Here is a 24,076-nt window from a genome sequence, read left to right as displayed (position 1 = left end):
GTTCATTTGCGGTTCTTCTTTTTCTAGAAAGCGATCGCTCCCTAGAGGGGGACAACGATCCAAAATCCAGCCTTGGTGCAAGTGCACCACAATACACCGTACCACTAATAGAGCCTTTTTCCATCGGATTCGGGAGGATGCAGCCAGAAAGGAAATTGACAACCCCCGCGATCGCCCTAGCTAATAATGAAAAAGGCAGCAGAGTCGTCATTAGCCGACGACTTCAATTTCGTCCTCAAAAAACCAAGTGCTGGAGCGATCCTCAAAGGTGACAATGACGCCAACCCCACTGCCATCGGTCATCTTAAAACCAGTAATTTGACCCACTTGACCGAGTTTTTGAATGATGTCTTGGGCGACGCGATCGCGAATTCGACAGACGCGCACTTTTTGCCCCACGTCCATAGCAACTCCCAAACTTTGTATAATCCTTGAAAATCGTACCAAGAAACCGTCACATTCACACGGGTTTGTCCTATGGGTCGTCTGCGGGTTGGGCTATTGTTTGGAGGTCGCTCACGGGAGCATGAAGTTTCGGTGGTCTCGGCGGCAGCGATCGCTCAAGCCTTTACCGAAGGCGACAATCGCGATCGCTATGAGGTGATTCCCATCTACATCCAAAAAGATGGCCGCTGGCGCGTCACAGACCGCGTTGGCATCCCCGATGGCGAAGCACTAGAGGACTCCCTGTGGCAGTTTCCTGCCGTTGCTGAAACCATTGACGTTTGGTTCCCCATGCTCCACGGCCCCAATGGGGAAGATGGTACGATCCAAGGCCTGCTGGAACTGATGCAACGCCCCTATGTAGGTTCAGGAGTGGCGGCCTCCGCCATTGGTATGGACAAAATTCTCATGAAAACGGTCTTTGGGGCTGTGGGCTTACCCCAAGTGCGCTACGTAGCACTTCAGCGCAGTGAGCTGTGGTCGGATCCCTGTCGCTACAACCATTTGTGCGATCGCATTGAAACCGAATTGGGCTATCCCTGCTTTGTGAAGCCGGCTAACCTTGGCTCCTCAGTGGGCATCTCCAAGGCCAAAAATCGCCAACAACTCACAACTGCCCTTGAGGCCGCTGCCGAACTGGATCGCCGCATCATTGTCGAAGCGGGTGTGGTTGCCCGTGAGCTAGAGTGTGCCGTGCTTGGCAATGATAAACCCCAAGTCTCGGTGGTGGGGGAGATTACGTATAACAGTGAGTTCTACGACTACGAAACCAAATACACTGATGGCCGCGCCCAACTGCATATTCCTGCGGAGATTCCCGCAGCGGTGAGTGAGCAGATCCGCACAATGTCCCTACAGGCCTTTCAAGCCCTTGATGCCGCTGGCCTTGCCCGCTTTGACTTTTTCTATGTACCCACCACTGGGGAAGTCCTGATTAACGAAGTGAATACGCTGCCGGGGTTTACATCCCTAAGTATGTACCCGCAACTGTGGGCAGCCAGTGGTGTGCCCTTTCCAGAATTAGTCCATCGCTTGGTGCAGTTGGCGCTGGAGCGGCACGGTTAGCGATTCACTCCGTAAGGTAAAGAGTCATGAAGGCACTGAATCCAGACCTTGACTTTCTCACTAAATAACTTTATAGTCATATAAGACTATAGGGTGGGTGTGTTATGAAGCAAGTGTTGAGGGGCAAGCCCAGTCAGTGGGCAACGATTTGGCTATTTTTCTTGATTGCGATCGGTGGCCTCTGGTATCCGTGGCTGGGGTACCTCATGCTGGCCATGATGCTGGGTATTCCTGTGCTAGCCTATTTTCGCAGTCGCTACTGGTGTGGCAACCTCTGCCCGCGTGGTGCGTTCCTAGACATTGTGCTTTATCACTTTAGTCCCCACCGTCCCTATCCCAAGCTCTTCAAAAAACAAAGTTTTCGCTGGGCTGTGTTTAGCTTCATCATGACTGTTTTTGCGATTCGCATGACGTTGGCATGGGGCAACTGGGTGGCGGTGGGTGGCCTCTTTGTCAATATGTGCGTCGTTACGTCCATTGTGGCGATTCTTTTAGGGATCATCTTTAACCAGCGGGCGTGGTGTGCGATTTGTCCGATGGGCACACTTCAAGAGTCCTTGGGCAAATTGGGAAGTGGCCAGACGAAGGCAAAAAAAGCCAGTGCTAAAGCCACAAAATTGTTACCCCCTGTGGAGTAAGCGCGATCGCTAGCATTAACTAGAATTAAAGTATCCACTGAGCACAGCAACCGACGTGAATAAACTGCAAGAGTGGGGCTTTAGCAAAGACTGGTGGCGCAACCAGCGGGGAGAATTTTGGGTCATTGGCCAAACGGTGCTCAGCATCGGCTTTATTCTCTTGCCGGTGGTACGAGTGGCTACCCTACCCTTTGCGGTGCGTCTAGGCTTGACCCTTGGCTTGGGTCTGATTGGCCTGAGCCTCGGCATTGGCGGTTTGTTGAATCTGGGAAACAACTTGACACCCCTACCCCATCCCAAAGAAGACAGTCAGTTAGTGACCACAGGGGTCTATGGTTGGGTGCGCCATCCCATCTATAGCAGTGTCGTCTTTTTGGCGTTGGCCTATGCAGCATGGCAAATGAGCCTTTCCCACGGGCTGGGGGCGATCGCCCTTTTCATTTTCTTTGACCGCAAGGCGGCTCAGGAAGAACAGTGGCTGTCAGAGAAGTTTAAGGATTACCCGACCTATCGGCAGGTGGTGAAAAAACTCATTCCTCTTCTTTACTAGATTGATGTCCTTTTGCTGGAAGACTCCTTGCCGCAGACTGGATATAGGGTAGTTTATCCCCACCGCCCTCTTGCGGAAGTTCTAATGGATGTTGTCCTCTGTCATCAAATTGCTGATTTTGATACCCTTGGGGCAGCCGTTGGTTTAACGCGCCTTTATCCGGGCACCAAAATTGTCTTGACCGGGGGTACTCACCCCAAGGTGGGGGAGTTTTTGGCCTATCACCGCGATGAATACCCTCTCATTGAAGCCAGAGCCGTTGACCCTAGCCAATTACGGCAGATTTGGGTGGTGGATACGCAGTGGCGGCGCCAATTGGGTCAAGCAGCAGGATGGCTGGATCAACCCCAAGTCCAAATTGGCCTGTACGATCACCATTTAGAGATGGCGGGGGATATTGTCCCACAGCAGCAATGGCTAGAACCCGTGGGGGCAACCAGCACCATTATTTGCGAACAGTTGCAGACCGCAGAGATTCGCCTTACGCCCACAGAAGCAACGGTTCTCGCTTTGGGGATTCACGCCGATACGGGTTCATTCACCTTTGAGCAAACCACAGTGCGGGATGTGGAGGCCTTGGCGTGGCTGTTGAGTCAAGGGGCAAATCAACGGGCGATCGCCACCTATGCCGAAGACAGCTTGAGTGAACACTTGCGGCCTCTACTGCAGCAGGCATGGGCGAATCTCCAGCAAGTGGTTCATCAGGGTTACCGGCTCGGCTGGGTACTGCTGCACACGAAGGAGTATCTCCCCGGCCTCTCGCGGTTAATCACCCAATTGGCCGATCTCAGTGAATGCGATGCCATTCTCCTTGGACATCACTATCGCCGAGATCATCTTGCCATTATTGGCCGCAGCCAAATTCCCCATGTCAATGTTGCCCACTTGCTGGCTCCCCTAGGTGGGGGAGGGCATGCCCAAGCGGCTGCTGTAACCACGACCACAGACAATCCAGAGGCGCTCCTCAAAGCCCTATTTGAGACCCTCAAAGAACAAATCCCCCGTCCGCCAACGGCGGCAGAACTCATGTCCTCCCCGGTACGAACCGTTCGCCCCGAAACCCCCATTGCCGATGCTCACCGCGTCTTGCTGCGCTATGGCCACTCCGGTCTATCGGTGGTGAGTGCTGAAGGGGAACTACAGGGGATTATTTCACGGCGGGATTTGGATGTAGCGCTGCACCATGGGTTTGCCCATGCTCCAGTCAAAGGGTATATGAAAGCACCCGTGCGCACGGTTTCCCCCACAACGTCCTTACCAGAGATCCAAGCCCTAATGGTGCAGTACGATATTGGGCGGTTACCTGTGGTCAATGATCAAGGCGACCTTGTCGGGATTGTTACCCGTACCGATGTGCTGCGCCATCTCTATGCCCTTCGCCGCGAAATGGAAACAGTTTGCCCCTTGCCCACCCTAAATCTTTACGAGGCACTGCAACAACGACTGCCGGCGCAACTGTGGGTACTCCTGCAACGGGCAGCAGCGATCGCTAAGGAACGCGGCTGGCAACTGTACCTTGTGGGCGGCGCAGTGCGGGATCTACTACTCGCGATCGCCCAAGGAAATCACCATTTACCGACACGGGAGTTTGACTTAGTCGTAGATGGGGTGCAACAGGAAGAAGCCGCCGGCGTGCATTTGGCACAAGCGCTCCATGACCTCTACCCAGAGACCGATTTACAGATCTACGGTCAGTTTCAAACCGCTGCCCTCCACTGGCTGAAGGCCTCCCCCTTGGCAGGCTTTGCTGTGGATATTGCCACTGCTCGCAGTGAGTTTTATCCCTATCCGGCCGCGCATCCGGAGGTGGCCGCCAGTTCGATTCGCCAAGATCTCTACCGCCGCGACTTTACCATCAATGCCCTAGCCATGCGCCTGACGCCACCGCGCCACGGGGAGGTTCTGGATTTCTTTGGCGGACGCGAGGACTTGCAGCGGCGACTGATTCGGGTGCTCCATCCCAATAGCTTTATTGAAGACCCGACGCGGATTTTTCGAGCTGTGCGTTTTGCTGTGCGCCTTGGCTTTGACCTCGAACCACAAACCCGTCAATACATTGAATATGCCCTGACCAGCGGTGTCTTTACCACCCGCGATCGCCTTTCAGGCCTGCCCCGAAGGGGCAATCGTCCCACCTCAAAACGGCCTTCCCTACAAAGTCGGCTGCGCAATGAACTGCGCTATATCCTCGAACTGCCCCTTGCGCCAAATGAACACTTTGGCGGTGAGCGTGCCTTGACAATGTTGGCGGAGTTGGGTGCCCTCGAGTGTTTGGATCGTCAAGTCACCTTTGATGAGGCGGCCAAGGTGCGCTTGAAACTGGTCTGGGAGTGGTGGCCCCAGATTCCTGAGCGGCGGGAGTGGCAAAGCTTTCCCCTCTGGGAGCTAGAACTCTTGGCCTTGATTGTGACCGTCCCTACAGCGGGGGCGATCGCCCGTCAACTGCAACTGGGGGAGCACATCTGTGAATGGCTCGACACTTTTCCTAGCTTGCAAGAGCAATGGCAGACATTGCGGCAGAGCCAGCAACCGCGCAGTTGCTACTGTGACTTTTTAGAGCGTCAGCCTTTACCGGTCATTGTGCTGTTGGCAGCGGTGCAGCAGGCGCAGGGTTGTGAAGCCGATTTAGGGGATGTTGTTCTATTGCGGGAGTATCTCTGGCAGTGGCGATTGCAAAAGCCGCCCTTAAATGGCCATGATCTGCAACAGTTGGGCTATCCTCGCGGACCCCAGTTACGGCAAATTCTCCTTGCCCTGCGATCGGCGATGCTCGATGGCCTTGTCAGCGATCGTGCCAGTGCCATTGCCTATGTTGAAGCCCATTTCCCGAAACTATGAATTGGTTTCGCGCCGTGATTGGTCAGCCGACGGCTGTTGAACTCTTGACCCATGCCCTTAATCGCCAGCGACTTGCCCCTGCCTATCTCTTTGTTGGACCTGAAGGGGTAGGCCGCGCCCTCACTGCCCGCTGTTTTCTGCAAGCGATTTTGAAGGAGGAAAGCGACCTCAGCAACCACCCAGATGTCCTCTGGATTGAACCCACCTACAGTGTGCAAGGGACGCTCTACACCCGTCGCCAACTCCTCGCTGCTGAGAAGGAGATTCCCCGTAGTGCCCCCCAGATTCGTCTAGAGCAGATTCGCCACCTCAGCCGTCACCTCAGCCAACCGCCTATGCGGGCGCCGCGATCGCTGGTGGTCTTGACCCAAGCCGAAACCATGAACGAAGCCGCTGCCAATGCCCTGCTGAAAACCCTTGAGGAACCGGGGCGCGCCACGTTGATTCTCATTGCTCCCAGTCCGTCAGCGCTCTTGAATACGATTGTTTCCCGCTGTCAGAAAATTCCCTTTTATCCCCTCAACCGTTGCGATCTCGAACAGGTGCTGAAACAGGTGGCGCCCCCTGAGTTTTGGCATCAGGTTACTCCCGCCCTCTTGGACTTGGGAGCAGGGTCGCCGGGAGCCATTCTGCAAGCATGGCAAACATGGCAAGAAATTCCTGAGGCATTCCGCCATCTCGGTGAACAACTGACTGCCCCCCTACCTGTGCAAACTGCTTTGGAATTGGCACGGGACATCACGCAGTCCCTCGATGTCGAACGGCAGCTTTGGCTTCTCAGTCTAATGCAGGAGCAACTTTGGCAAGGGGGACAATTCCCCCAGTGTGTTGCGGCGCTTCAGCACTTAGAGCGTGCCCGCCAGTATTTGCAGCAGTACGTTCAGCCTCGCCTCGTCTGGGAAGTGCTACTGATGCAGTTGGGGACAGTGTGATAGGCTATCGGCAGCAGTTGGGAAGATGACAGGATCAATCATGGCGAAGCAACAATGGCTGGGGGCGATCGCGATCGCCCTGCTCCTAGGGGGATGCCAGTCAGCAATGAGTCGCTTAGAATCACCGGCAGTTGCCCGTCCAGAGCGGGAAGGGGTCGCCGCCGATGTGGCTGTGGCACGCCTGGCACCACTGGAAACTGGGACAACCCTGACGGGTACCACGCGCCCCTACCGTGAAGTGATGGTGCGATCGCAGGTGGAAGGTCAAGTGATTCGCCTTGGCGTGGATGTGGGCGATCGCGTGCAATCGGGGCAACTGCTGGCGGAGGTGGATCCCGTTGTCCTGAAAAACGCTGTCTTTGAAGCAGAAGCAGAACTAGCTGCCCGCCGCAATGAAGTCATCCAGGCCCAAGCGGCCGTCAATCGCGCCCGTACAGCCGTTGAGGAAGCCCGTCTTACCCTCCAACAGACGGAGAGTGATGCTCGCCGCCTTGAAACCCTGCTGCGGGATGGTGCCGTCTCAGCCCAAGCAGCGGAACAGGCACGCACAACGGCACAAACAGCACGGCAGGTACTGCGGTCTCGCGAAGCAGAGGTGGTGACGGCTCAACAGGCGGTGGCCGTTGCCCAAGGTCGGGTACAAGCCCAAACTGCCTTTGTTCAACAGGCACGGGCACGCTTGAATCAAGCCCTCCTGCGATCGCCCCTCAATGGCGTGGTGCTGGAGCGACTCACAGAAGTGGGCAACCTGCTGCAACCGGGGGGAGAGGTACTGCGCCTTGGCGATATTCGTCAACTCAAGGTTGTGGTGGAAGTCTCGGAACGGGAATTGGCAAGATTAGCTCCCGGCCAAAGAGCAACGGTGACGTTTGATGCTGTGCCCAACCGCACTTATGAAGGGCGTATTACACGAATTTCACCTGCGGCCGCCGATGCCCGTCTGATTCCTGTGGAAGTGGTGATTGACAATGGCGATGAACGCTTAGGCAGTGGTTTACTGGCACGGGTTGTTTTCCAAGGAGCGAATGCGCCACGCCTGATGATTCCCCAATCCGCCCTCAAGGGCTTCGAGGAAGGGCAACTCTCCTCACGGCAAGGCAGCGTTTTTGTGGTCGTGGGCGATCGCGTGCAGGAGCGGCAAGTCACCCTTGGCCAACGGCGAGAGGGGAACGTGGAAATCCTCAGTGGCTTAAATGCGGGCGATCGCTATGTCGTCCGTTCGGGTCGCCCCCTGCGGCATGGGGATAAAATTCGCCCCAGTATCCTCTCTGAAGGCTAAGTTTATTGGTGCACGATCGCTGGGGTTTCGTAGGGCTGCCACGAATGCAGTGCGCGTAGCTGCGGTGTTTTCTTTTGCTGGTGCGCTTCCATGCGGGCAAGCACATCATCGAGGATATCCACTGCTAACCCCACATAGGGGCCTTTGTTGAGCATGACACACTCCGCTCGCTCCGCCATTGCAGCATCGGTGATTTCTGCCCGCGAGGGCACACCTTTTTTCACCAAGTTTTCAAGGACTTGGGTGGCCCAAACCACGGGTACATGGGCAGCTTCACAGAGCCAGAGGATCTCCTCCTGCATTTCCGCTAGACGTTGGTAGCCAATTTCAACCGCCAAATCCCCCCGCGCAATCATGACGCCAAAGGGTTGCCGCCCCGCTGCTTGGATGATCATTTCTGGTAGTGCCCGAATCGCTTTCGGGGTCTCAATTTTGGCGATGATGCCCATCTGATCAGCGCGATCGCCACAACAATGCTCCAGTTCCCGTTGCAGTAGGGCAATATCCTCGGCGGACTGAACATAGGAGTAGCCAATAATATCGGCATGGCGGCAAGCAAAGGCCAGATGCTCGCGATCGCTCTCGGTCAGCGGACACAGGCGCAAATCACTGTCGGGGAAGTTCAAGCCCTTGGCCAGTTTCAGCCGCTGCCCTTCCTTGCAGTGGGTAATGGTGAGTTCCACCCCTTGGGCATCTTTGCTGACAATGCGACCGCCAATGTGACCATCGTCAATCCAAACCCGCTGCCCTACCTCTAGCTGGGGCAAAATTTCTGGCAAGGAGCAGGTGAATTGCGGCATTTCTGCACCATCAGGGCAAATTTCCGTTGTCAGCCGCAGGCGATCGCCGCTGTGAAGGCGCACCATTTCTGGAAAAATTCCATCAATGCGGGGTTTCGGTCCTCCTAGGTCCATAAGAATTTTGCAGGGTTGACCCGTCAGATAGCTGGCCGCTCGCAAATACTCAATCATCACCTCCCAAGTGGCAGGGTCATCGTGGGCACAGTTGATGCGCGCACAGTTCATCCCCTTGCGCAGGAGCGTAATACTCCATTGCGGATCCGTGGCCGCCTGTGTGGGGAGGGTCACCATAATGCGCACATGGCGCTTGCCACGAATTGGGCCAAAGAGTTCTGCCGTTTGGCGGCGCAGTTGGCGATCGCCCGCAAAAAAAGCCTCTAAGGGGGGGCGGGGGGGCAGTGCCTCATGGGCATGGCACAGGGCGCCGAGGGTATTGATCACCGCATCCAAGTTAGGGAGCACCCGCGACTCGATCCGTCCTAAAGACGATAACCCCCAAGGCATCAAGGCCATTTGAATAGCGCGCAGATCCCGCCAGCGCAAGGCCAAATAGTAAGCAAGATTGCGGGCACTAGGTATAAATTCGGATCGCTTAATTTTTGATTGCCACTGTTGAAAACGGGCTTCCCCCTCTTTGGTAATTTCCTGCCGCAGTTCTAACAGGCTATGGAGCAAGGCAATGGGTGAAACGGGTACCGTTGGTGCCTCCAGCAACATGACCGCCTCCTAGATGGTTTTTAAGGAATTTCATGATTGGATTTAACTCATTGCAAAGCCACACTTTATAAGGGTTGGTGAGAAATTTAGTGATTTTTGAAAACCATTGACTGGTGGCTTAAGAATACTCCTCACTGAAAAATATAAATAAACACTTCTTTACATCAATGGTCTGCAACGAACAGTTGGGTAAGAACCGTAGTGCTTTTTGACACCACTCTATCTATCTTTCAGTATATCTGCCGACCTCTTGACGGGAATCTTAATTTTCTCTGAAGCCAAAGCATTAAGAGTTACTACAAGCGTTGCAAAGAGATTTCCCAGTTCTGTTATGTTCTCAGTAGAGAGGTTGATTGTCTTGCCTTTACCAGTGCCCCTATGGATCGTTATCCTTCGTTGCAATTACTCAAATACTCCTATCGGTCCGCAGTGGCTTGGTGCGAAGAACACGGCTGGACAGATCTCTTTATTGAGCAGTACCAGTATTGGGCATTTCCGCCGGGGGGAGTGATGCCCCTGCCCTTGCCCACTGAGGGGCTGCAATGCATTGAACTGCCAGTTGCCCTCTCGCCGCAACAACGACGCCTACAGATGTTGGCACTGGCGATCGCCCTAATCACCACGGGCTTGAGTGGCTGGCTGCAGTCTTTGTTTCCCTTGGTCATCGGCTTTAGCTGCTGTGCCCTTTTGATTGCCGCCCAAGAACCCTAGGGGGGATTCCTGATACACTGAAAAGCTGGCCTGCACGCTAGCGCATCCCCTTGATGGATTCATCCTCAGCAATAGAACTGCCACCTGTCTTGGGGAATGGGATTCAGTTCTCCAGTCCCGGCCGTTCCTTTAGCTATGAGGTGGTGGGTGCCTGTTGTCGCCTTTTTGACCGCGAACAGTTGCCTTGGCCCTGTTGTCGCATTGCTTGGCGCAGCAAAGAACCCAGTTGGCGACGCATTGGCCGACGGCTTGTCCTTGACAGTGCCACCAAACGGCATCCCAGCTATTGGGTACGCCACATTGAAACGGGCACCATGATGGTGATTACGCTCTATTGTGTAGAGCTAACCCCTAGCGATCGCCACTGGTGGTACGGCAAAGGTTAAACTTCCTGAGACTTATTGAGAAGGAATTGCAAAAGCGATGGTTTAATTCTAGAATATCTCTCGCTTGCACTTAGGAGAAATTCTCAACTATGGAGAAAATCAGTCGCCGTATGTTGCTGGGCATGGGCGCCGCAGCGACCGCCTATGTTGCCCACCACCTCTGGAATTCCCAGACCGAATCCAGCACTGCTCAAGAGCGGCCAGCGCGCGGGGTCATTAATGTCTATTCGGCACGGCACTACGACACTGATAAAGCCCTCTACAATGGTTTTACGCAGCAGACGGGGATTCGCGTCAACATTATTGAAGCAGAAGCCGATGCGCTAATTGAACGGATTCGCAGTGAAGGTACTCGCTCACCCGCTGATGTACTCATTACAGTGGATGCCGGTCGCCTGTGGCGAGCACAGCAAGCCGGTATTTTGCAGCCGATTCAGTCAAGGGTACTCAATAGCGTTGTGCCAGCGAACCTGCGGGAACCCCAAGGACACTGGTTTGGCCTCTCACGGCGAGTGCGTGTCCTGATTTACAATAAATCCAAAGTGAATCCCAACCAACTCTCCACCTACGAGGATTTGGCTAATCCCCAGTGGCGGCGGCAGATTCTCACTCGCAGTTCCAGCAATGTCTATAACCAATCCCTAACGGGGTCACTGCTGGCCATTCATGGTGCCCAAAAAACGGAACAATGGGCGCGGGAATTAGTTCAAAACTTTGCCCGTCCGCCGCAGGGGAATGATACCGCTCAAATTCGTGCCTGTGCGGCGGGTGTTGGCAGCATTGCGATTGCAAATCACTACTATCTAGCTCGGTTAATTGCCTCAGATAAGGCAGAAGATCGTGCAGTTGCTGAGAAGGTGGGCTTGTTTTTCCCCAACCAGCGCGATCACGGTGCCCACGTGAATATCTGTGGGGGTGGTGTGGTGGCCGGTGCCCCCAATCGCCAGGCGGCAATCCGCTTTTTGGAGTATCTGGTGAGTCCCAAGGCACAGGAAATGTTTGCGATGGCCAACTTTGAGTATCCGGTGCGCGCTGGTGTGCCGGTGCATCCCATTGTGAAACGGTTCGGCAATTTCCGGGGGCAAACTGTCAATGCCGCCGTTTTTGGCCGCAATAATGCCGAGGCCCTGCAGATTATGGAGCGGGCTGGGTGGCGCTGAGGGTCTAGGGTCTAAAATGAGCGATCGCCCCCCTAGATCGCTGCTGTGTCTTGCCAACTCATTGCCTATACGATTCTTCTCGCTGCTGCCCTCCTTGACTTTGGCCTTGGGGATCCGTGGGGCTGGCCGCATCCAGTGCGCTGGATGGGAGGATATATCCAATTTGTCAGCAACAGGTTCAACCATGGCCAAGGCTGGCCAATCTGGGCACAACGGTTGGGAGGGGCAGTGCTGGCGCTCAGTTTAATTACGGGGTCTGCCCTCATCAGTTGGGGGATGGTGGCACTGGGGATGGCGATGTCGCCCCTCCTTGGTTGGGGAATTGCGGTGGTGGGTACTGCCAGCGGCTTTGCGGGTCGTAGTCTGCGGGATGCAGCAATGGAGGTACTCGCACCCTTGAGGGCTGGCAATCTGGAGGCGGCACGCCAGTCCTTAGCGAAATATGTGGGTCGCGAGACTGCTCAGCTAGAGGCGCCGGAGATTCTACGGGCGGTGCTAGAAACCGTGAGTGAAAATACCACCGATGGCATGATGGCACCACTTTTTTATGGGGCGATCGCCACCCTTTTTATGCCGCAACTGACCCCCCTTCCCCTTGTCATGGCCTATAAAGCCGCCAGCACCTTGGACTCAATGATTGGTTACCGCGAGCCACCCTACACCCACTGGGGATGGTTTGCTGCCAAGACCGATGACGTGCTTACGTGGTTGCCCTGTCGGCTGCTCGTCTTTCTGGTTGCCCTTTGCTCTGGGCAGTGGCAGCGAGTGTGGCAGTGGTGTTGCCGCGATGCCCCCAAGGATCCTAGTCCCAATTCCGGTTGGAGTGAGTGTGCCTATGCAGCCGCTTTCGGAGTACGTCTGGGGGGCACGAATACCTATCGCGGCACGATAAAAGTGAAACCCTTTTTGGGAGAACCGCTGCACCCGATTGATCAAAGCATTATTATGTCTGCCCTTCGTTTGAGTTGTCGCTTGTATTTGATCACTCTCATGAGCACAGGGGGGTTAGTCTTGCTGTGGAGCAAAGTGTTGTCCATTTAGCAGTTCATCTTAGCCAGAATCGTTTAGAGGAGATGGATTAAGAAATAAAATTGGTGTTTCTCCCACCACCATATTCAACGCACGCAGTTGATTCTTAAGGAGTTGCGTGTCCTTGGGGGGCATTACATTGGATGGCTTTAGCACAAGCTATGCGTCATTGAATGATTTTTGATCGCTCATTTATCACTGATATTGCAGGCGATCGCCAAGATCAAGCGATCATCAAAGCCATCATTGATCTGACCAAGAGCCTCGAAATCCCCATCGTGGCCGAGGGTGTAGAAACTTGGGGGCAAGGGCAACTTCTCCAACACCTTGGCTGTAAAGCCATTCAAGGCTACCTGCTCACAGAGCCACTCCCCTATTCCCAAGTGATCCACTGGTCAATTCCTCGAATGCGGTTGAGATGACGACAGCTAATCTCTCCTCCTGAAGGCTTTGATTGCGACTTGTGGGTGCGAATGATAGGTGTTTGAGCTAGCATAGAACGACTGTATCAGGATAGGGGTACGATGATTTATTGATTGGCAACTCCAGTTCCCTAGATTGCCGCCCCTTAACCCCCACCTGCTATGCGAGGATCAGGGAGTGCAGGCTAAGTATATTCCATGTGTACCTATTCCAATGTGTGCCTATGCGGTTTTACTGGCTGAGTGCGGCAAGTTGTCTGAGTATGATGTTCTTGACGGTGGGCTGTCAAGCGGCAACGGTGCCGTCAGCACCCGCAGAAGTCGCTGCAACGGTTACATCGTCCCCTGTCGCTGCATCTCCCCTGTACACCGCGCTGGATGAGTTTGGCCAGCCCCAGTTTCAAGTGGATGGGCGGAACCTGTTTCGCGATCGTCCCCTGCCCTCCCATCGCATTAGCACCGCCCCCATGAAGTTGCTACAAGTGTTGCGTAGCACTCGCCAGTATTTTCAAGACTTTAGTGACACAGACCCCATTACTCAGCGGGAGGGCATTCTGGCAACCAAGGGGGTCACGCTGCCCCAAGTCCTCGACACCCTAGACTTTATGATTGCAACACTCACAGAGGATATCAGTCGCCGGCGCCCGATTCGTTTACAAGATCCCACATTTATTAATCAGCACTTTCGTGTCATTCAATGGCTGCCCCACAATCCCCGCAATCCAAACCAAACTGAGGAATTGCGCCTCACCAACTACGCGATATTTACCCATCGCGGATCACGCACCCGCTCGGAGACCTACAATACGGCACTTTATGCACTGCCACCCCGTGTTCCCGATCAACCTGAGGACTTATTTTATAAGCAACTGACAAAACAACAGGTACTGGAAGGGATTTTTGAATCGGGTGGTTCCCTCTATGGACGGGTAAAGCCTCTGGCCTACTTGACGAGGAGAGGGCTTGAGGATGCCCTGATGCAGGGGACAATTCTCGTGCAATTTACCGATGGCACTGAAGCCTTTTTCAATGTGGATCGCAACAATGGTCTTCCCTTTGCCAAGGGGGTTTCCCCCTACGATCAGCGCCGCTACTGGTATTTTCGCCAGGTGGCCGCCATCAAGGGCTATGGCAGCACTATTGAAAATAAAATCAATATTCAACCTGAGGTGACCTTTGCGGGGGATGTCTGGAATATCGGTCTGGGGCGCGTCGTGGTGATTGAGGATACGCGGGGCAGGCAACCTAAACTGCGCCTTGGTGTGATTGCCGATACGGGGGGAGCCTTTATGCCCAATCTCTATCAGTTGGACTTTCTAGCAGGCATTTTTCCTGACCGTGCCAGCTATCAAGCCGCTGCCCGTCACCTACCGGATCATGTCCGTGCCTATATTTTGATTAAGAAATAAGCCTAGCGCTGGCCAAGAAATTTGTGGGTTTGGGGAATGACGCGCACATGGGTCAGCCGTGCCTTGAGTTGCCCTTGCCATGCGAGAACCTGTGCGGGGGTGGGTGGGGGGGTATAGCGACCGGTACCGATGGGGGTGACAGGTTGGAGGAAGACAGGGATATCGGGATTCACGCTGGCCACAAGGTCACTGAGACGATCGAGATCAGCAGGGTCGGTAGTTTCGGAAATAATTACTTTACAAAAGACCTCGACAGGGGCGCGATCGCACAGGCGCAAAAAGGCTTCATGGGCTGACCAATGGCACTCCCCACTGACACTGGGGAGCTTGATGTCCATACCCACGCTATCAACATAGGGAAGAATCTGCTCCAGTGCTTCTGGATGATGTCCGCCGGTTTCAAGGTAGAGGGGCAGGGAGCTATGGGCTTTCAGCAGGGGCAAAAATAGTGCCAGTGTGGCAGCATGGAGCAGCGGTTCACCACCAGTGAGGCTAATACTGTCATGGATGGGCGGTGTATTGAGCTGCTGGACAGCTTTGAGAATATGGGCAGCAGTCACGGGGTTGGCAACGGTTTGAAAGTGGCGATCGCCCGCTTGTTCTTCAATCAGGGCATGGGCGGGAACAAACCACGTATGAGCACTGTCACAATAGGTGCAGCGGAGATCACAGCCTGCCAAGCGAATAAAAATTTGCCGACACCCCACATTGGCGCCCTCCCCTTGAATCGCTGAGAACAGCTCCACCAAAGGAAGCGTGATCTGGGCAAGGGAAAAATGATCGTTCGTTTGCTGCTCTTTTACAGAAATCACAGGGGATGGGCAAGCCTGATCACAGTCGGGCATTCTTTTCGATAGTACCTTAAAGATAGTTAGCGTGTTCAGTAGGTCAGTGCTATGTCTGCCCACCGTTTTGGCCTTTCGTGGCTAGTCCTCGGTACCTTGGCAATGGGGATGGGTGCCCTGCCAATCATTTTGCCATCGTTACCTGCTGTTGCCCAAAATCCCTCTAGCCAAACCAGTGAGTTTGATCGCTACATGCAGCGGGGGTATCAACTGACTGCCAAGCGCGACTATCAATCGGCTTTGGTGAATTTCCGCCGTGCCCTCAGCTTGCGTCCCGCTGACCGCTATGCCCTCACGGCCATTAGTAATGTGGAGGCCTATATTGCTCGCGATCGCTACGCTGCTCAATCACGTAACCACCTTACCTTTGTGCCCCCGAATCGTGGCATGCCGGGGCAACGAGTCGCAGGTGCCACACGCTTTGGTGAATGCACCCAAGGCTCCCTGACAAAAATCGTCGCCCTTGTGCCCGATAACAACTTGGGGACGACGGCGGTGGCCAATCCCAGTCTCTTTTTCTTTGTTCCCCAAAGCACGGCCAAATCGGCGGAACTGCTGCTGCTTTCAGAAGCAGGGGAGCTGCTATTGACCCAGCAAGTCCCCCTAAATGGTAAAGCCGGTATTTTGCCCGTGAGGGTAGATGCCGCTAAGGTAAATCTGCAGCCGGGGCAAAAATACCAGTGGATCTTCTCCCTCACCTGTAAGCCCAATGAACCGGATGCCAACCCCTTTGTGACGGGTTGGATTGAGCGGGCCGAGTTAGACAGGAACCTTACCAAAGTAATCACTACAATCCCAGCGGCTGATCGTCTGCCCCTTTTGGCCACCAGTCAGCTCTGGAACGATACCTTGGCAACCCTTGTGGAATTGCAGCAAAGCAATCCCAATGACGCTACAATCAAGCGGCAGTGGCAGGATGTCCTCAAGAGTGCGGGCATTGATCCCCAAATTGTCAATATGCCCCTGTTGCCCTAGGGACTCCTGTGCTGATATTGAGGGCGGTTGGCTGAGAACATTCCCCACATGAAGTTGCACTAGGATAGAAGGTAGGCTGCGTTGATTAGGAGTGTGCGCCATGCTAAAGGTAACGCGATCGCCATTTCCCCTTTGGCTAACTAGTATTGTGCTCCTTGGAGCGATCGCCCCTCTACCTGCCTTGGCACAACGGGCGGCGGGTGACATTGTGATTATTGGTAACTCTCCCAATGAGTGGGGGCGCAATCAACGCTACTGGAACCATTTACTCAACCTTTCAGGGGCAACGGCAGCCGCCTCTACACCGACAACCTCAGAAACTCCCCAAGAAGTCGATCCTAAAGTTTTGGAACAGCAGCTCCTGCGCAATATCCGCGTCGGTCAGCCGCAGCTTCAGCCTGTCCTCAAATTACCCGGTTCTTCAGTGGTGACAGGCACCGTGACGAACAATAACCGCCAACCCGTAACCATCCAAGCCATTAACTATGAAGTGGTGGGTGCCAACGGCGAGCTTCTGCAAACGGGTGCGGCGACTCCAGAACCGTCAACAGTCGCTCCCGGTCAGACGGTGACATATCAAAAAATGCTCCCTAATGTGCCAGCGGATATTGGCGCACAGGTGCGGTTGAGTCAGCCAGCGGTAGTGCTGCAAGGGGGTGTCTAGACCCTTTCGTCTCGGTATCACCGGGGGGATTGCCTGTGGTAAATCGGTGGTGGCTGCCTATTTGCAGCAATGCTATGGGGTGCCCATTGTGGATGCCGATGTATTAGCGCGGCAGGCGGTTGCCGTCGGCACACCCATTTATCAAGCCATTGTTGATCGTTATGGGGGTAAGATTTGCCGTCGTGATGGCAGCCTCGATCGCTCTCGCTTGGGGGACATTGTCTTTGCCCAGCCTGAAGAGCGCCAATGGTTAGAGGCACAAATCCATCCTTGGGTAATTGCCAAGATGGAGCGAGCGATTAACACCTGCGATCAACCCCTGATGGCCTTGGTCATTCCTCTGCTCTTTGAAGCGCACCTTGAAGGCCTTGTGGATCATATATGGGTAGTGGCCGCCACACCGAAGCAACAATTAGACCGTCTTCAGCAGCGCGATCGCCTCTGCGCACATGCAGCCGCCCAACGCCTAGCCAGTCAACTGCCCCTAGAGGAGAAAATTCAGCGGGCAGACATAGTGCTCTGGAATACCGGCTCTCTTGAGGAACTTTATCGTCAGGTGGATCAGGCCTTTTCCCTACTGGGCAGAAATGGCAAGGGAAGTTAGCCCCATTGTCATCTGTTGCAGGAAACTTTCTGGATTAATCGGCAGGGGAATGTAGCGATCGACCCCTTGATAGTTCCCCTCTGCTCCCAAAATGAAAATCTTGAGTTGCTCAGGAGTACAGCGTTGCCGCAACTGATCCACCAGCTCCTGCACATCCCCATAGCTAAAGGGTTCCGCCAACAAAACCGCCATAGGGGTGAGTGCTAGCAGCCGCTCCACTTCACCATCCACCAGCCAAATCACCTGATAGCCTGCGGTGGTCAAAATCGAACAGATCAGCGTGGCAGTGGCCTCATCTTCACTCACGAGCACAATCCGCCCTTCAGGCTCCACCAGCATATCCGTTGTTGCTAAGGGTGGGACATCCAGCTTGTGTTTTGGGAGTTCTGACACAGGTTCTGAGGGGATTGCCGGCAGCCCCACCGTGAACGTACTGCCTTTGCCCTCAGTGGACTCGACCTCGATCCAGCCCTGGTGCAAATCCACCCACTGCTTGGTAAGGGCTAGCCCTAAACCTGCACCTGTGTAGGCCCGACCAAAGGAGCTATCCAACTGCTGAAACTTTTGAAACAGTAGGGGTTGCAGGTGAGCAGGAATGCCAATGCCATTGTCCTGCACTTGGAAAATCAGTTCATCCTCTCTCCACCATGCCCGCAGGATCACTTCCCCCATGGCGGGGGTAAACTTAATAGCATTGCTGAGCAGGTTAATCAGAATTTGCTGAATGCGGCGATAGTCTCCCCAAAAGCGATCGCGACTAGGGGGAATCATCAGTTGGTGGTGCAGGTTCACCTGATGGCGATGGGCTTGGGGTTTGACGACTTCTATGCAGTCTGTACACAGTTGCCGAATCGAAAAGGTGCTGCGATGCAGGTGCGATCGCCCGAATTCCGCCTGAGAGAGATCGAGAATACTGTTGATCAACTCCAGTAGGTGCGTGCCACTCTCATGGATAATTTCCAGATATTCCCGCTGTTTTGCCGCATCAAGGGGCCAGCGTAATAGGGTGGCGGAAACCCCAATGATACAAGTAAGGGGTGTGCGCAGTTCATGGCTCATGGTGGCCAAAAAGTCGTTTTTAATGCGATGGGCAGCTTCCATGGCACTGAGAGCTTCCCGCAGCGCTTGGGTGCGTTCATTGACCCGCTGTTCGAGGGTGGCCTTTTGCTGTTGGAGTTCGCTGTAGAGTTGGGCTTGATAAATGGCAATGCTCAGGTGTTGACTGAGGTGAGTGAGAAATTCCACCTCTTGGGGTTGCCACTGGCGGGGGCGATCGCACTGGTGGGCAATGAGCACCCCCCAGAGTTTTTCCTGAACCAGAATTGGCACAATCAACCATGCCTTGATCTGCCAGCGGGCGGCAAAGGACTGGAGACAGGGCACTTCTTTGTAAAACTGCTCAATGTTGCTCACAACAATGGTCTCGCCACGACTTAAGCGCTGATAGCTGCTGCTGGGTAGGGCTGACCACTGCCAACAGTCATCCCATAGCCCTAGAACAGATGGAACACTCCCATTGCGGCAGGATTCATAGGTAATTTGCCCGTGCAGTTCCCCTTGGGTCTCACCGAATTGCCCCACCAGCAACCGATCCACATGCAAAAACTCACGAATGCGATCCACAGCTGTTTTCAGGAGTTCAGGCAGCTCAAGGCTCTGGCGAATCTGGGTTGTCACCTGGTGCAGCAGTCGTTCTTGGGCTTGGCGTTCGTTGAGGGCAGCCGTTACCAGGGGTTGGCAAGTTTGGCACTGGGCAGTGGTTTCTTCACTGAGGACAGCCATGAGGGCGATCGCCAGATCAGCGGGCAGCAGGGGTTCCTGAGTATTCAAAGGAGCTAGTTGCCGCAACACTGTACGGATCAGGGGGCGGCGGTTCACAGGAACTTGGCTGCGGATTTTGCGTAAAAAGCGGGCGATCGCCCTAGGGTCAGTCAGAATTTCCACCCGATAGGCACTCATCTGCGGTACGGGTTCTGCCTGCAACAGCAGCGCAAAGGTCTCTGCCACAATGACGAGAAAAGGGGCATCGGCAGACGCTATAACATCTTCACGGCTAAGAACCGTTGCTCCACGCTGGCTAGCTTCTGCGAGCAAGACTGTGGCGATTCGCTCGTAGAAAAATGCTGGTAAAATTCGATCAAAGACGGGCTGGGGCATAGTTTTTGAAATTCAATGCTTGATCGGCTCATCGCAGGAAGTGGCATCAGCGTGCGGGGCGCGATCGCTAAAGGCTTTTCCCATTAATTTCTGTTGTAGCGCTTGAAGAGGAACAGAGGGAAAAGCCCACCAGTTTCTTTAATCGTCTTGTCAAGGTATGCATCGAATTCTTACATTAAGTGATCTTTCTGTTGCCACAGATAACCAGCAAGTTGCATTTCTACAGCAAAGCAGTGCGCCCATTGTTATTTTAACGGCAGCGGATACGGATATTGCCCTGCTGGCTCAAGCCTACAACCGACTGCCTGAGGACTTTCCACCACTGCGCCTTGCCAACTTACTGCATTTACAAGCGGCTGCCGCCATTGATGACTATGGCGATCGCGTCCTAGCGAAGGCTGAGGTTGTCGTGATTCGCCTTTTGGGGGGACGGGGCTATTGGAGCTATGGCCTAGAGGTGGCGCAGCAAATGGTCAGCGATCGCGGGGGGCAGTTGATCCTACTGCCGGGGGACGATCGCCCCGACCTAGAACTGATGAGCCTTTCCAGTTGGCCCCTAGCACGCGTGGATCGCCTCTGGCAGTACTTCTGCGAGGGGGGGCAGGAAAATATTCAGCGCGCTTTGGAATTCATTGGCCACTACGGCTGTGGTTGGGGGCAGCCTCCCCTGCCTCCCCAAAGGATTCCGCGTTGGGGCACCTATCCAATTGCCGCACCCATAGCCAGCGACTGGCCACAGGTGGGCATTCTCTTTTACCGCGCCCACTACTTGGCGGGCAATACCGTGGTGATTGATGCCCTCGCTCAGGCCGTGGTACAGCGACAACTGGCACCGGTGCCCGTGTTTGTTTCCTCCCTGCAGGACCCCGAAATTCAACGGGAGCTACTGGCGGCATGGCAGGGCAAGGTGCAACTGATCCTCAATACCACGGGGTTTGCGATCGCCAGAGCCAACGAGGCAACTCTGTGGCAGCAGTTGGATGTCCCCGTGTTACAGGTCATTCTCAGCAGCAGCACCTACGCGACTTGGCAAGAGCATCCCCAAGGGCTGACCCCCCGCGACCTTGCCATGCACGTGGTCTTGCCGGAGGTGGATGGCCGCATTATTACCCGTGCGGTGTCCTTCAAGGCCGTGTCGCAAATTCAACCAGAAGTGGAAACAGCGGTGACCACCTATGCCCCAGCGGGCGATCGCCTGCAATGGGTGAGTGATCTGGCCGCCAACTGGCTCAACCTGCGCCGCAAAGCCCCCCGCCAACGCCGTATTGCCCTGATTTTGGCCAACTATCCCTGCCGCGATGGTCGCCTTGCCAATGGCGTGGGTCTGGATACCCCCAACAGCACGGTAGAACTGCTCAAGGCACTCCAGCGGGCCGGCTATGATCTTGGCGCCAATCCCCTCCCCCCAGACGGCGATGCCCTCATTCGCCACCTTTGCCGCTACTCCACCAACGATCCTGAAGGCCATTCGTGGCGCCTCCCCCGCTACACCCTCTCCCTTGAAGACTACCAGCGCTATTTTCAAAGGCTACCCCAGACCGCCCAAGCAGCCATTAACGAGCGCTGGCCATCGCCCACCGCCGACTTACCCATTGCGGGGGAGTGCTGGGGCAACATCTTTGTCGGTGTCCAACCCAGTCGCGGCTACGATCGCGACCCCAGCTTGAATTATCACGCCCCCGACTTGGAACCTACCCCAGACTACCTCGCCTTTTACTTTTGGCTGCGCTATGTCTTTGGGGCAGATGCCATTGTCCATGTCGGCAAACACGGCAATTTAGAATGGCTGCCCGGCAAAGGGATTGCCCTCAGTGAAGCCTGTTTTCCGGAAATTGCCCTTGGGCCTATCCCCCACTTTTATCCCTTTATTGTCAACGACCCTGGCGAAGGTGCCCAAGCCAAACGGCGTGCTCAGGCGGTAATTTTGGATCACTTGACACCGCCCCTTACCCGTGCGGAGCTGTACGGTGGTTTAGAGACCCTCAGCCACTACATTGAGGAATACTACGCCGCTGAGCAGTTTGATCGCCCCCGCCTGCAGATTCTGCGGCAGCAGATTGAAGCCCTCGTCAAAGAACTCGATTTAGATCAAGAAATTGCTGCCCCCCATCCAGAGGAAACGTGGACGGCATGGCTAGCGCGTACCGATGGCTACCTCTGCGATCTGCGCGATGCCCAAATCCGCGATGGCCTGCATATTCTTGGGCACTGTCCCCAAGGGCAACAGTTGCGGGATCTCCTCATTGCCATTGCCCGCAGTCCCAGTGCGCAGCATAGGGGTCTCACACGCGCTCTTGCCCAAGACCAAGGAGTAGATCTAGACCCCCTGACTGCGGATCCAACGGCTCCCAGTCCTATCCCTGGCTATCGCTCTGTGGGGGAATGGCAAAATGCCCTCGAGGAGACGGCGGCAACCCTCGTGGAGAGCCTCATCCAAGGTAAACCTTCCCTGCCCTGTGGCAAAGCAACCCAGCAGGTACTGGCGTGGATTCGCACGGTACTCTATCCTGCCCTGCAACAAACTTGCCAAGAAATTGATCACTTGCTCCATGGCCTCAATGGCGGCTATGTTCCCAGTGGCGCTGCCGGTGCCCCGACGCGCGGTCGTCCCGATGTTCTACCCACAGGCCGCAATTTCTACGCCGTGGATCTGCGGGCAGTTCCCACCGAGGCGGCTTGGGCGTTGGCGGAGCGATCAGCAGCCGCCCTCATCGAACGCTATTGTCAGGAGCATGGCGAATTTCCGCGTACCCTTGGCCTCTCGGTGTGGGGCACAGCCACGATGCGCACGGGTGGCGATGATATTGCCCAAGCCCTTGCTCTGTTGGGGGTACGACCGGTGTGGGAGGGAGCCTCACGGCGGGTGGTGGATTTAGAGATAATTCCCCTGTCGCTGTTGGGACGCCCCCGCGTGGATGTGATGCTGCGAATTTCTGGCTTTTTCCGCGATGCCTTTCCCAACTTGATTGCCCTTTTTGATGCGGCGGTGCAGCGGGTGAGCCAGTTGGATGAACCCCCCGACCAAAATCCCTTGGCTGCTCAAGTGGCCAAGGAAACCGAGTATTGGCAACAGCAGGGGCTTTCCCGTGAGCAGGCGCAGGAACGGGCACGTTTTCGCATCTTTGGCTCTAAACCGGGAGCCTATGGCGCGGGACTCCAAGGACTGATGGAAGCCCAAAACTGGCAGGGGGATGAGGACTTGGCTCGCGCTTATATTCACTGGAGTAGCTATGCCTACACCGGCGAAGCCCACAGCCACAATGCTGCCGAAGCCCTTGAGCAGCGGCTGAGTCAGTTGCAAGTGGTGCTGCAAAACCAAGACAACCGCGAGCATGATCTGTTGGACTCCGATGACTATTACCAGTTTCATGGGGGGTTGACCGTGGCGGTGCGATCGCGATCGGGGCAGCAGCCTACGGTTTACTTTGGCGATCACTCACGGCCAGAACAACCCAAAATTCGCACTCTCCAAGAAGAGCTACTGCGGGTCTATCGCTCCCGTGTGATCAATCCCAAATGGCTAGCAGGCATCAAACGCCATGGCTACAAAGGTGCCTTTGAAATGGCCGCCACGGTGGACTATCTCTTTGGCTACGCCGCCACCGCTCGCTGTGTACCCGACTATGTGTTTACAGGCGTTGCCCAGACCTATTTGCTCGATGCCGAAATGCAAACCTTTGTGGCGCAGCATAATCCTTGGGCCTTGCGGGACATGGCTGAGCGACTCCTCGAAGCTGCCCTACGTCAACTCTGGCAGGCACCTGATCCAGAGATATTAGACCGCCTGCGATCGCTTGCTTTGGAGGCTGAAGGGTTGATTGAAAATCAATTTGCCTCTTAGTACAGCAAAATCCAGCGCAACACCCGCGCCACGGTGGCCACCACGCAGACAATCACCAACTGCCCCGGCAAGGCAAAAAGGGAATACTGCTCTAATAACTCCCCCAAGGGTTGACTCAACTGCCCTGCCAGAGCCAGACCGCCGAGGTAGAGGACACCGCAACCATGAATCAGAGCCAGTCCTGCTAAGCTACTTAAGGCAAGCCATTCCAAACTCACCTGCCTTTGGGGGCGAAAGGCAAGCCACCCACAGACCCACGCCCCTGGTACAAACCCCAAGAGATACCCGAATGTCGGTTCACGCCAATAGTCCAGACCGCCCCCTTGGGAAAACACCTGAAAGCCACTCAGCCCCAGTATCAAATAGGCCATTTGCGAGAGGGCTGCCGCCTGCCGTCCTCCCATACAGCCGACCAAGAGAACCGCTGCAACTTGGTAGGATACGGGTAAGGCATACACGGGAACCGCTGCCCATGAACTGGGCAAAACCAATTGCCCCCCCTCGTTGAAAAGGTTGGGGATAGCGATCGCTGCTTCCATAAACGTGCCGGTCACGGTGAGGAGGAGACCCAAAATCGCCCACAAAAATTCATCAAGGAGTGACAAGTCGT

The 24,076-nt window shown here is 55.1% G+C and carries 21 protein-coding genes; 16 read left to right on the top strand and 5 right to left on the bottom strand.

Annotation, left to right across the window (positions count from 1 at the left end; translation table 11 throughout):
• Window positions 1-210: 210 nt before the first annotated feature.
• A complete protein-coding gene (locus ACK4HN_RS01305; protein ID WP_297048303.1) occupies window positions 211-405 on the bottom strand; it encodes a DUF2862 domain-containing protein in 195 nt (64 codons plus the stop codon).
• Window positions 406-477: 72 nt separating this feature from the next.
• On the opposite strand from ACK4HN_RS01305, the gene ACK4HN_RS01300 reads away from it, so the two are divergent.
• The 6 genes from ACK4HN_RS01300 to ACK4HN_RS01275 all read left to right on the top strand — a co-directional run bounded on the left by ACK4HN_RS01300 (window position 478) and on the right by ACK4HN_RS01275 (window position 7,746).
• Window positions 478-1,509, top strand: coding sequence for a D-alanine--D-alanine ligase family protein (locus tag ACK4HN_RS01300; RefSeq protein WP_409877108.1), 1,032 nt, complete (start codon window positions 478-480; stop codon window positions 1,507-1,509).
• Between the two features lie 104 nt (window positions 1,510-1,613).
• On the top strand, window positions 1,614-2,147 hold the full coding sequence (locus ACK4HN_RS01295) for a 4Fe-4S binding protein (RefSeq protein ID WP_409877107.1): 534 nt from the start codon (window positions 1,614-1,616) through the stop codon (window positions 2,145-2,147).
• Between the two features lie 55 nt (window positions 2,148-2,202).
• Window positions 2,203-2,697: a methyltransferase family protein gene (locus ACK4HN_RS01290; RefSeq protein ID WP_409868266.1), complete on the top strand. Its 495-nt coding sequence runs from the start codon at window positions 2,203-2,205 to the stop codon at window positions 2,695-2,697.
• A gap of 84 nt (window positions 2,698-2,781) precedes the next feature.
• A complete protein-coding gene (locus ACK4HN_RS01285) occupies window positions 2,782-5,535 on the top strand; it encodes a CBS domain-containing protein (RefSeq protein WP_409868265.1) in 2,754 nt (917 codons plus the stop codon).
• Window positions 5,532-6,467: a DNA polymerase III subunit delta' gene (locus ACK4HN_RS01280; protein ID WP_409868264.1), complete on the top strand. Its 936-nt coding sequence runs from the start codon at window positions 5,532-5,534 to the stop codon at window positions 6,465-6,467. Before ACK4HN_RS01285 ends, ACK4HN_RS01280 begins: the two co-directional genes overlap by 4 nt.
• 40 nt (window positions 6,468-6,507) lie before the next feature.
• The gene (locus ACK4HN_RS01275; RefSeq protein WP_409868263.1) at window positions 6,508-7,746 is read left to right on the top strand and encodes an efflux RND transporter periplasmic adaptor subunit; all 1,239 of its coding nucleotides are present in this window, start codon (window positions 6,508-6,510) and stop codon (window positions 7,744-7,746) included.
• 2 nt (window positions 7,747-7,748) lie between these two features.
• Here ACK4HN_RS01275 and ACK4HN_RS01270 read toward each other — a convergent pair whose 3' ends face one another.
• Window positions 7,749-9,263 carry a pyruvate kinase gene (locus tag ACK4HN_RS01270; RefSeq protein WP_409868262.1) on the bottom strand — a complete coding sequence of 505 codons (1,515 nt, stop codon included), beginning with the start codon at window positions 9,261-9,263 and terminating at the stop codon, window positions 7,749-7,751.
• 378 nt (window positions 9,264-9,641) lie between these two features.
• Between ACK4HN_RS01270 and ACK4HN_RS01265 the strand changes: the two genes are divergently transcribed.
• From ACK4HN_RS01265 to ACK4HN_RS01240, 6 genes are all read left to right on the top strand, one after another.
• Window positions 9,642-9,974, top strand: coding sequence for a hypothetical protein (locus tag ACK4HN_RS01265; protein ID WP_181496485.1), 333 nt, complete (start codon window positions 9,642-9,644; stop codon window positions 9,972-9,974).
• Between the two features lie 53 nt (window positions 9,975-10,027).
• Window positions 10,028-10,360, top strand: a complete 333-nt coding sequence (locus ACK4HN_RS01260) for a hypothetical protein (protein ID WP_409868261.1) — start codon at window positions 10,028-10,030, stop codon at window positions 10,358-10,360.
• Window positions 10,361-10,449: 89 nt separating this feature from the next.
• Window positions 10,450-11,520 carry a Fe(3+) ABC transporter substrate-binding protein gene (locus ACK4HN_RS01255; RefSeq protein WP_409868260.1) on the top strand — a complete coding sequence of 357 codons (1,071 nt, stop codon included), beginning with the start codon at window positions 10,450-10,452 and terminating at the stop codon, window positions 11,518-11,520.
• 45 nt (window positions 11,521-11,565) lie between these two features.
• On the top strand, window positions 11,566-12,561 hold the full coding sequence (gene cbiB, locus ACK4HN_RS01250; protein ID WP_409868259.1) for an adenosylcobinamide-phosphate synthase CbiB: 996 nt from the start codon (window positions 11,566-11,568) through the stop codon (window positions 12,559-12,561).
• A 161-nt stretch (window positions 12,562-12,722) separates the two neighbouring features.
• Window positions 12,723-12,971, top strand: a complete 249-nt coding sequence (locus ACK4HN_RS01245) for an EAL domain-containing protein (protein ID WP_409868258.1) — start codon at window positions 12,723-12,725, stop codon at window positions 12,969-12,971.
• A gap of 224 nt (window positions 12,972-13,195) precedes the next feature.
• Complete coding sequence (locus tag ACK4HN_RS01240; protein ID WP_409868257.1) at window positions 13,196-14,380, top strand: hypothetical protein; 1,185 nt, start codon at window positions 13,196-13,198, stop codon at window positions 14,378-14,380.
• A 2-nt stretch (window positions 14,381-14,382) separates the two neighbouring features.
• Here ACK4HN_RS01240 and ACK4HN_RS01235 read toward each other — a convergent pair whose 3' ends face one another.
• The gene (locus ACK4HN_RS01235) at window positions 14,383-15,288 is read right to left on the bottom strand and encodes a 7-carboxy-7-deazaguanine synthase QueE (protein WP_409868256.1); all 906 of its coding nucleotides are present in this window, start codon (window positions 15,286-15,288) and stop codon (window positions 14,383-14,385) included.
• Here ACK4HN_RS01235 and ACK4HN_RS01230 point away from each other — a divergent pair.
• The 3 genes from ACK4HN_RS01230 (at window position 15,277) to coaE (ending at window position 17,468) form a co-directional block, all read left to right on the top strand.
• Complete coding sequence (locus ACK4HN_RS01230) at window positions 15,277-16,200, top strand: DUF928 domain-containing protein (RefSeq protein WP_409868255.1); 924 nt, start codon at window positions 15,277-15,279, stop codon at window positions 16,198-16,200. The two genes, ACK4HN_RS01235 and ACK4HN_RS01230, sit on opposite strands and share 12 nt — an antisense overlap.
• Window positions 16,201-16,300: 100 nt before the next feature.
• The gene (locus tag ACK4HN_RS01225; RefSeq protein ID WP_409868254.1) at window positions 16,301-16,864 is read left to right on the top strand and encodes an FxLYD domain-containing protein; all 564 of its coding nucleotides are present in this window, start codon (window positions 16,301-16,303) and stop codon (window positions 16,862-16,864) included.
• A complete protein-coding gene (coaE, locus tag ACK4HN_RS01220) occupies window positions 16,857-17,468 on the top strand; it encodes a dephospho-CoA kinase (protein ID WP_409868253.1) in 612 nt (203 codons plus the stop codon). Before ACK4HN_RS01225 ends, coaE begins: the two co-directional genes overlap by 8 nt.
• On the opposite strand, the gene ACK4HN_RS01215 is transcribed toward coaE, so the two are convergent.
• Window positions 17,439-19,625, bottom strand: a complete 2,187-nt coding sequence (locus ACK4HN_RS01215) for an ATP-binding protein (protein ID WP_409877106.1) — start codon at window positions 19,623-19,625, stop codon at window positions 17,439-17,441. The genes coaE and ACK4HN_RS01215 overlap by 30 nt on opposite strands.
• 157 nt (window positions 19,626-19,782) lie before the next feature.
• Between ACK4HN_RS01215 and cobN the strand changes: the two genes are divergently transcribed.
• Window positions 19,783-23,466, top strand: a complete 3,684-nt coding sequence (gene cobN / locus ACK4HN_RS01210; protein ID WP_409868251.1) for a cobaltochelatase subunit CobN — start codon at window positions 19,783-19,785, stop codon at window positions 23,464-23,466.
• Here cobN and ACK4HN_RS01205 read toward each other — a convergent pair.
• Window positions 23,463-24,071, bottom strand: coding sequence for a biotin transporter BioY (locus ACK4HN_RS01205; RefSeq protein WP_409868250.1), 609 nt, complete (start codon window positions 24,069-24,071; stop codon window positions 23,463-23,465). The two genes, cobN and ACK4HN_RS01205, sit on opposite strands and share 4 nt — an antisense overlap.
• Between the last annotated feature and the right edge of the window lie 5 nt (window positions 24,072-24,076).

Origin of the sequence: Thermosynechococcus sp. (assembly GCF_046299655.1) — a bacterium.
In the GTDB taxonomy this organism is placed as follows: domain Bacteria; phylum Cyanobacteriota; class Cyanobacteriia; order Thermosynechococcales; family Thermosynechococcaceae; genus Thermosynechococcus.
The sequence above is the reverse complement of the archived record's forward strand: the minus strand, read 5'-3'. Positions and strand labels throughout refer to the sequence as shown.

What these genes read in the sequence shown, in the direction of transcription:
- ACK4HN_RS01305 (WP_297048303.1), bottom strand. Translation starts at nt 405, where the DNA reads ATGGACGTGGGGCAAAAAGTGCGCGTCTGTCGAATTCGCGATCGCGTC.
- ACK4HN_RS01300 (WP_409877108.1), top strand. Translation starts at nt 478, where the DNA reads ATGGGTCGTCTGCGGGTTGGGCTATTGTTTGGAGGTCGCTCACGGGAG.
- ACK4HN_RS01295 (WP_409877107.1), top strand. Translation starts at nt 1,614, where the DNA reads ATGAAGCAAGTGTTGAGGGGCAAGCCCAGTCAGTGGGCAACGATTTGG.
- ACK4HN_RS01285 (WP_409868265.1), top strand. Translation starts at nt 2,782, where the DNA reads ATGGATGTTGTCCTCTGTCATCAAATTGCTGATTTTGATACCCTTGGG.
- ACK4HN_RS01280 (WP_409868264.1), top strand. Translation starts at nt 5,532, where the DNA reads ATGAATTGGTTTCGCGCCGTGATTGGTCAGCCGACGGCTGTTGAACTC.
- ACK4HN_RS01275 (WP_409868263.1), top strand. Translation starts at nt 6,508, where the DNA reads ATGGCGAAGCAACAATGGCTGGGGGCGATCGCGATCGCCCTGCTCCTA.
- ACK4HN_RS01270 (WP_409868262.1), bottom strand. Translation starts at nt 9,263, where the DNA reads ATGTTGCTGGAGGCACCAACGGTACCCGTTTCACCCATTGCCTTGCTC.
- ACK4HN_RS01265 (WP_181496485.1), top strand. Translation starts at nt 9,642, where the DNA reads ATGGATCGTTATCCTTCGTTGCAATTACTCAAATACTCCTATCGGTCC.
- ACK4HN_RS01260 (WP_409868261.1), top strand. Translation starts at nt 10,028, where the DNA reads ATGGATTCATCCTCAGCAATAGAACTGCCACCTGTCTTGGGGAATGGG.
- ACK4HN_RS01255 (WP_409868260.1), top strand. Translation starts at nt 10,450, where the DNA reads ATGGAGAAAATCAGTCGCCGTATGTTGCTGGGCATGGGCGCCGCAGCG.
- ACK4HN_RS01245 (WP_409868258.1), top strand. Translation starts at nt 12,723, where the DNA reads ATGATTTTTGATCGCTCATTTATCACTGATATTGCAGGCGATCGCCAA.
- ACK4HN_RS01240 (WP_409868257.1), top strand. Translation starts at nt 13,196, where the DNA reads ATGCGGTTTTACTGGCTGAGTGCGGCAAGTTGTCTGAGTATGATGTTC.
- ACK4HN_RS01230 (WP_409868255.1), top strand. Translation starts at nt 15,277, where the DNA reads ATGTCTGCCCACCGTTTTGGCCTTTCGTGGCTAGTCCTCGGTACCTTG.
- ACK4HN_RS01225 (WP_409868254.1), top strand. Translation starts at nt 16,301, where the DNA reads ATGCTAAAGGTAACGCGATCGCCATTTCCCCTTTGGCTAACTAGTATT.
- ACK4HN_RS01215 (WP_409877106.1), bottom strand. Translation starts at nt 19,625, where the DNA reads ATGCCCCAGCCCGTCTTTGATCGAATTTTACCAGCATTTTTCTACGAG.
- cobN (WP_409868251.1), top strand. Translation starts at nt 19,783, where the DNA reads ATGCATCGAATTCTTACATTAAGTGATCTTTCTGTTGCCACAGATAAC.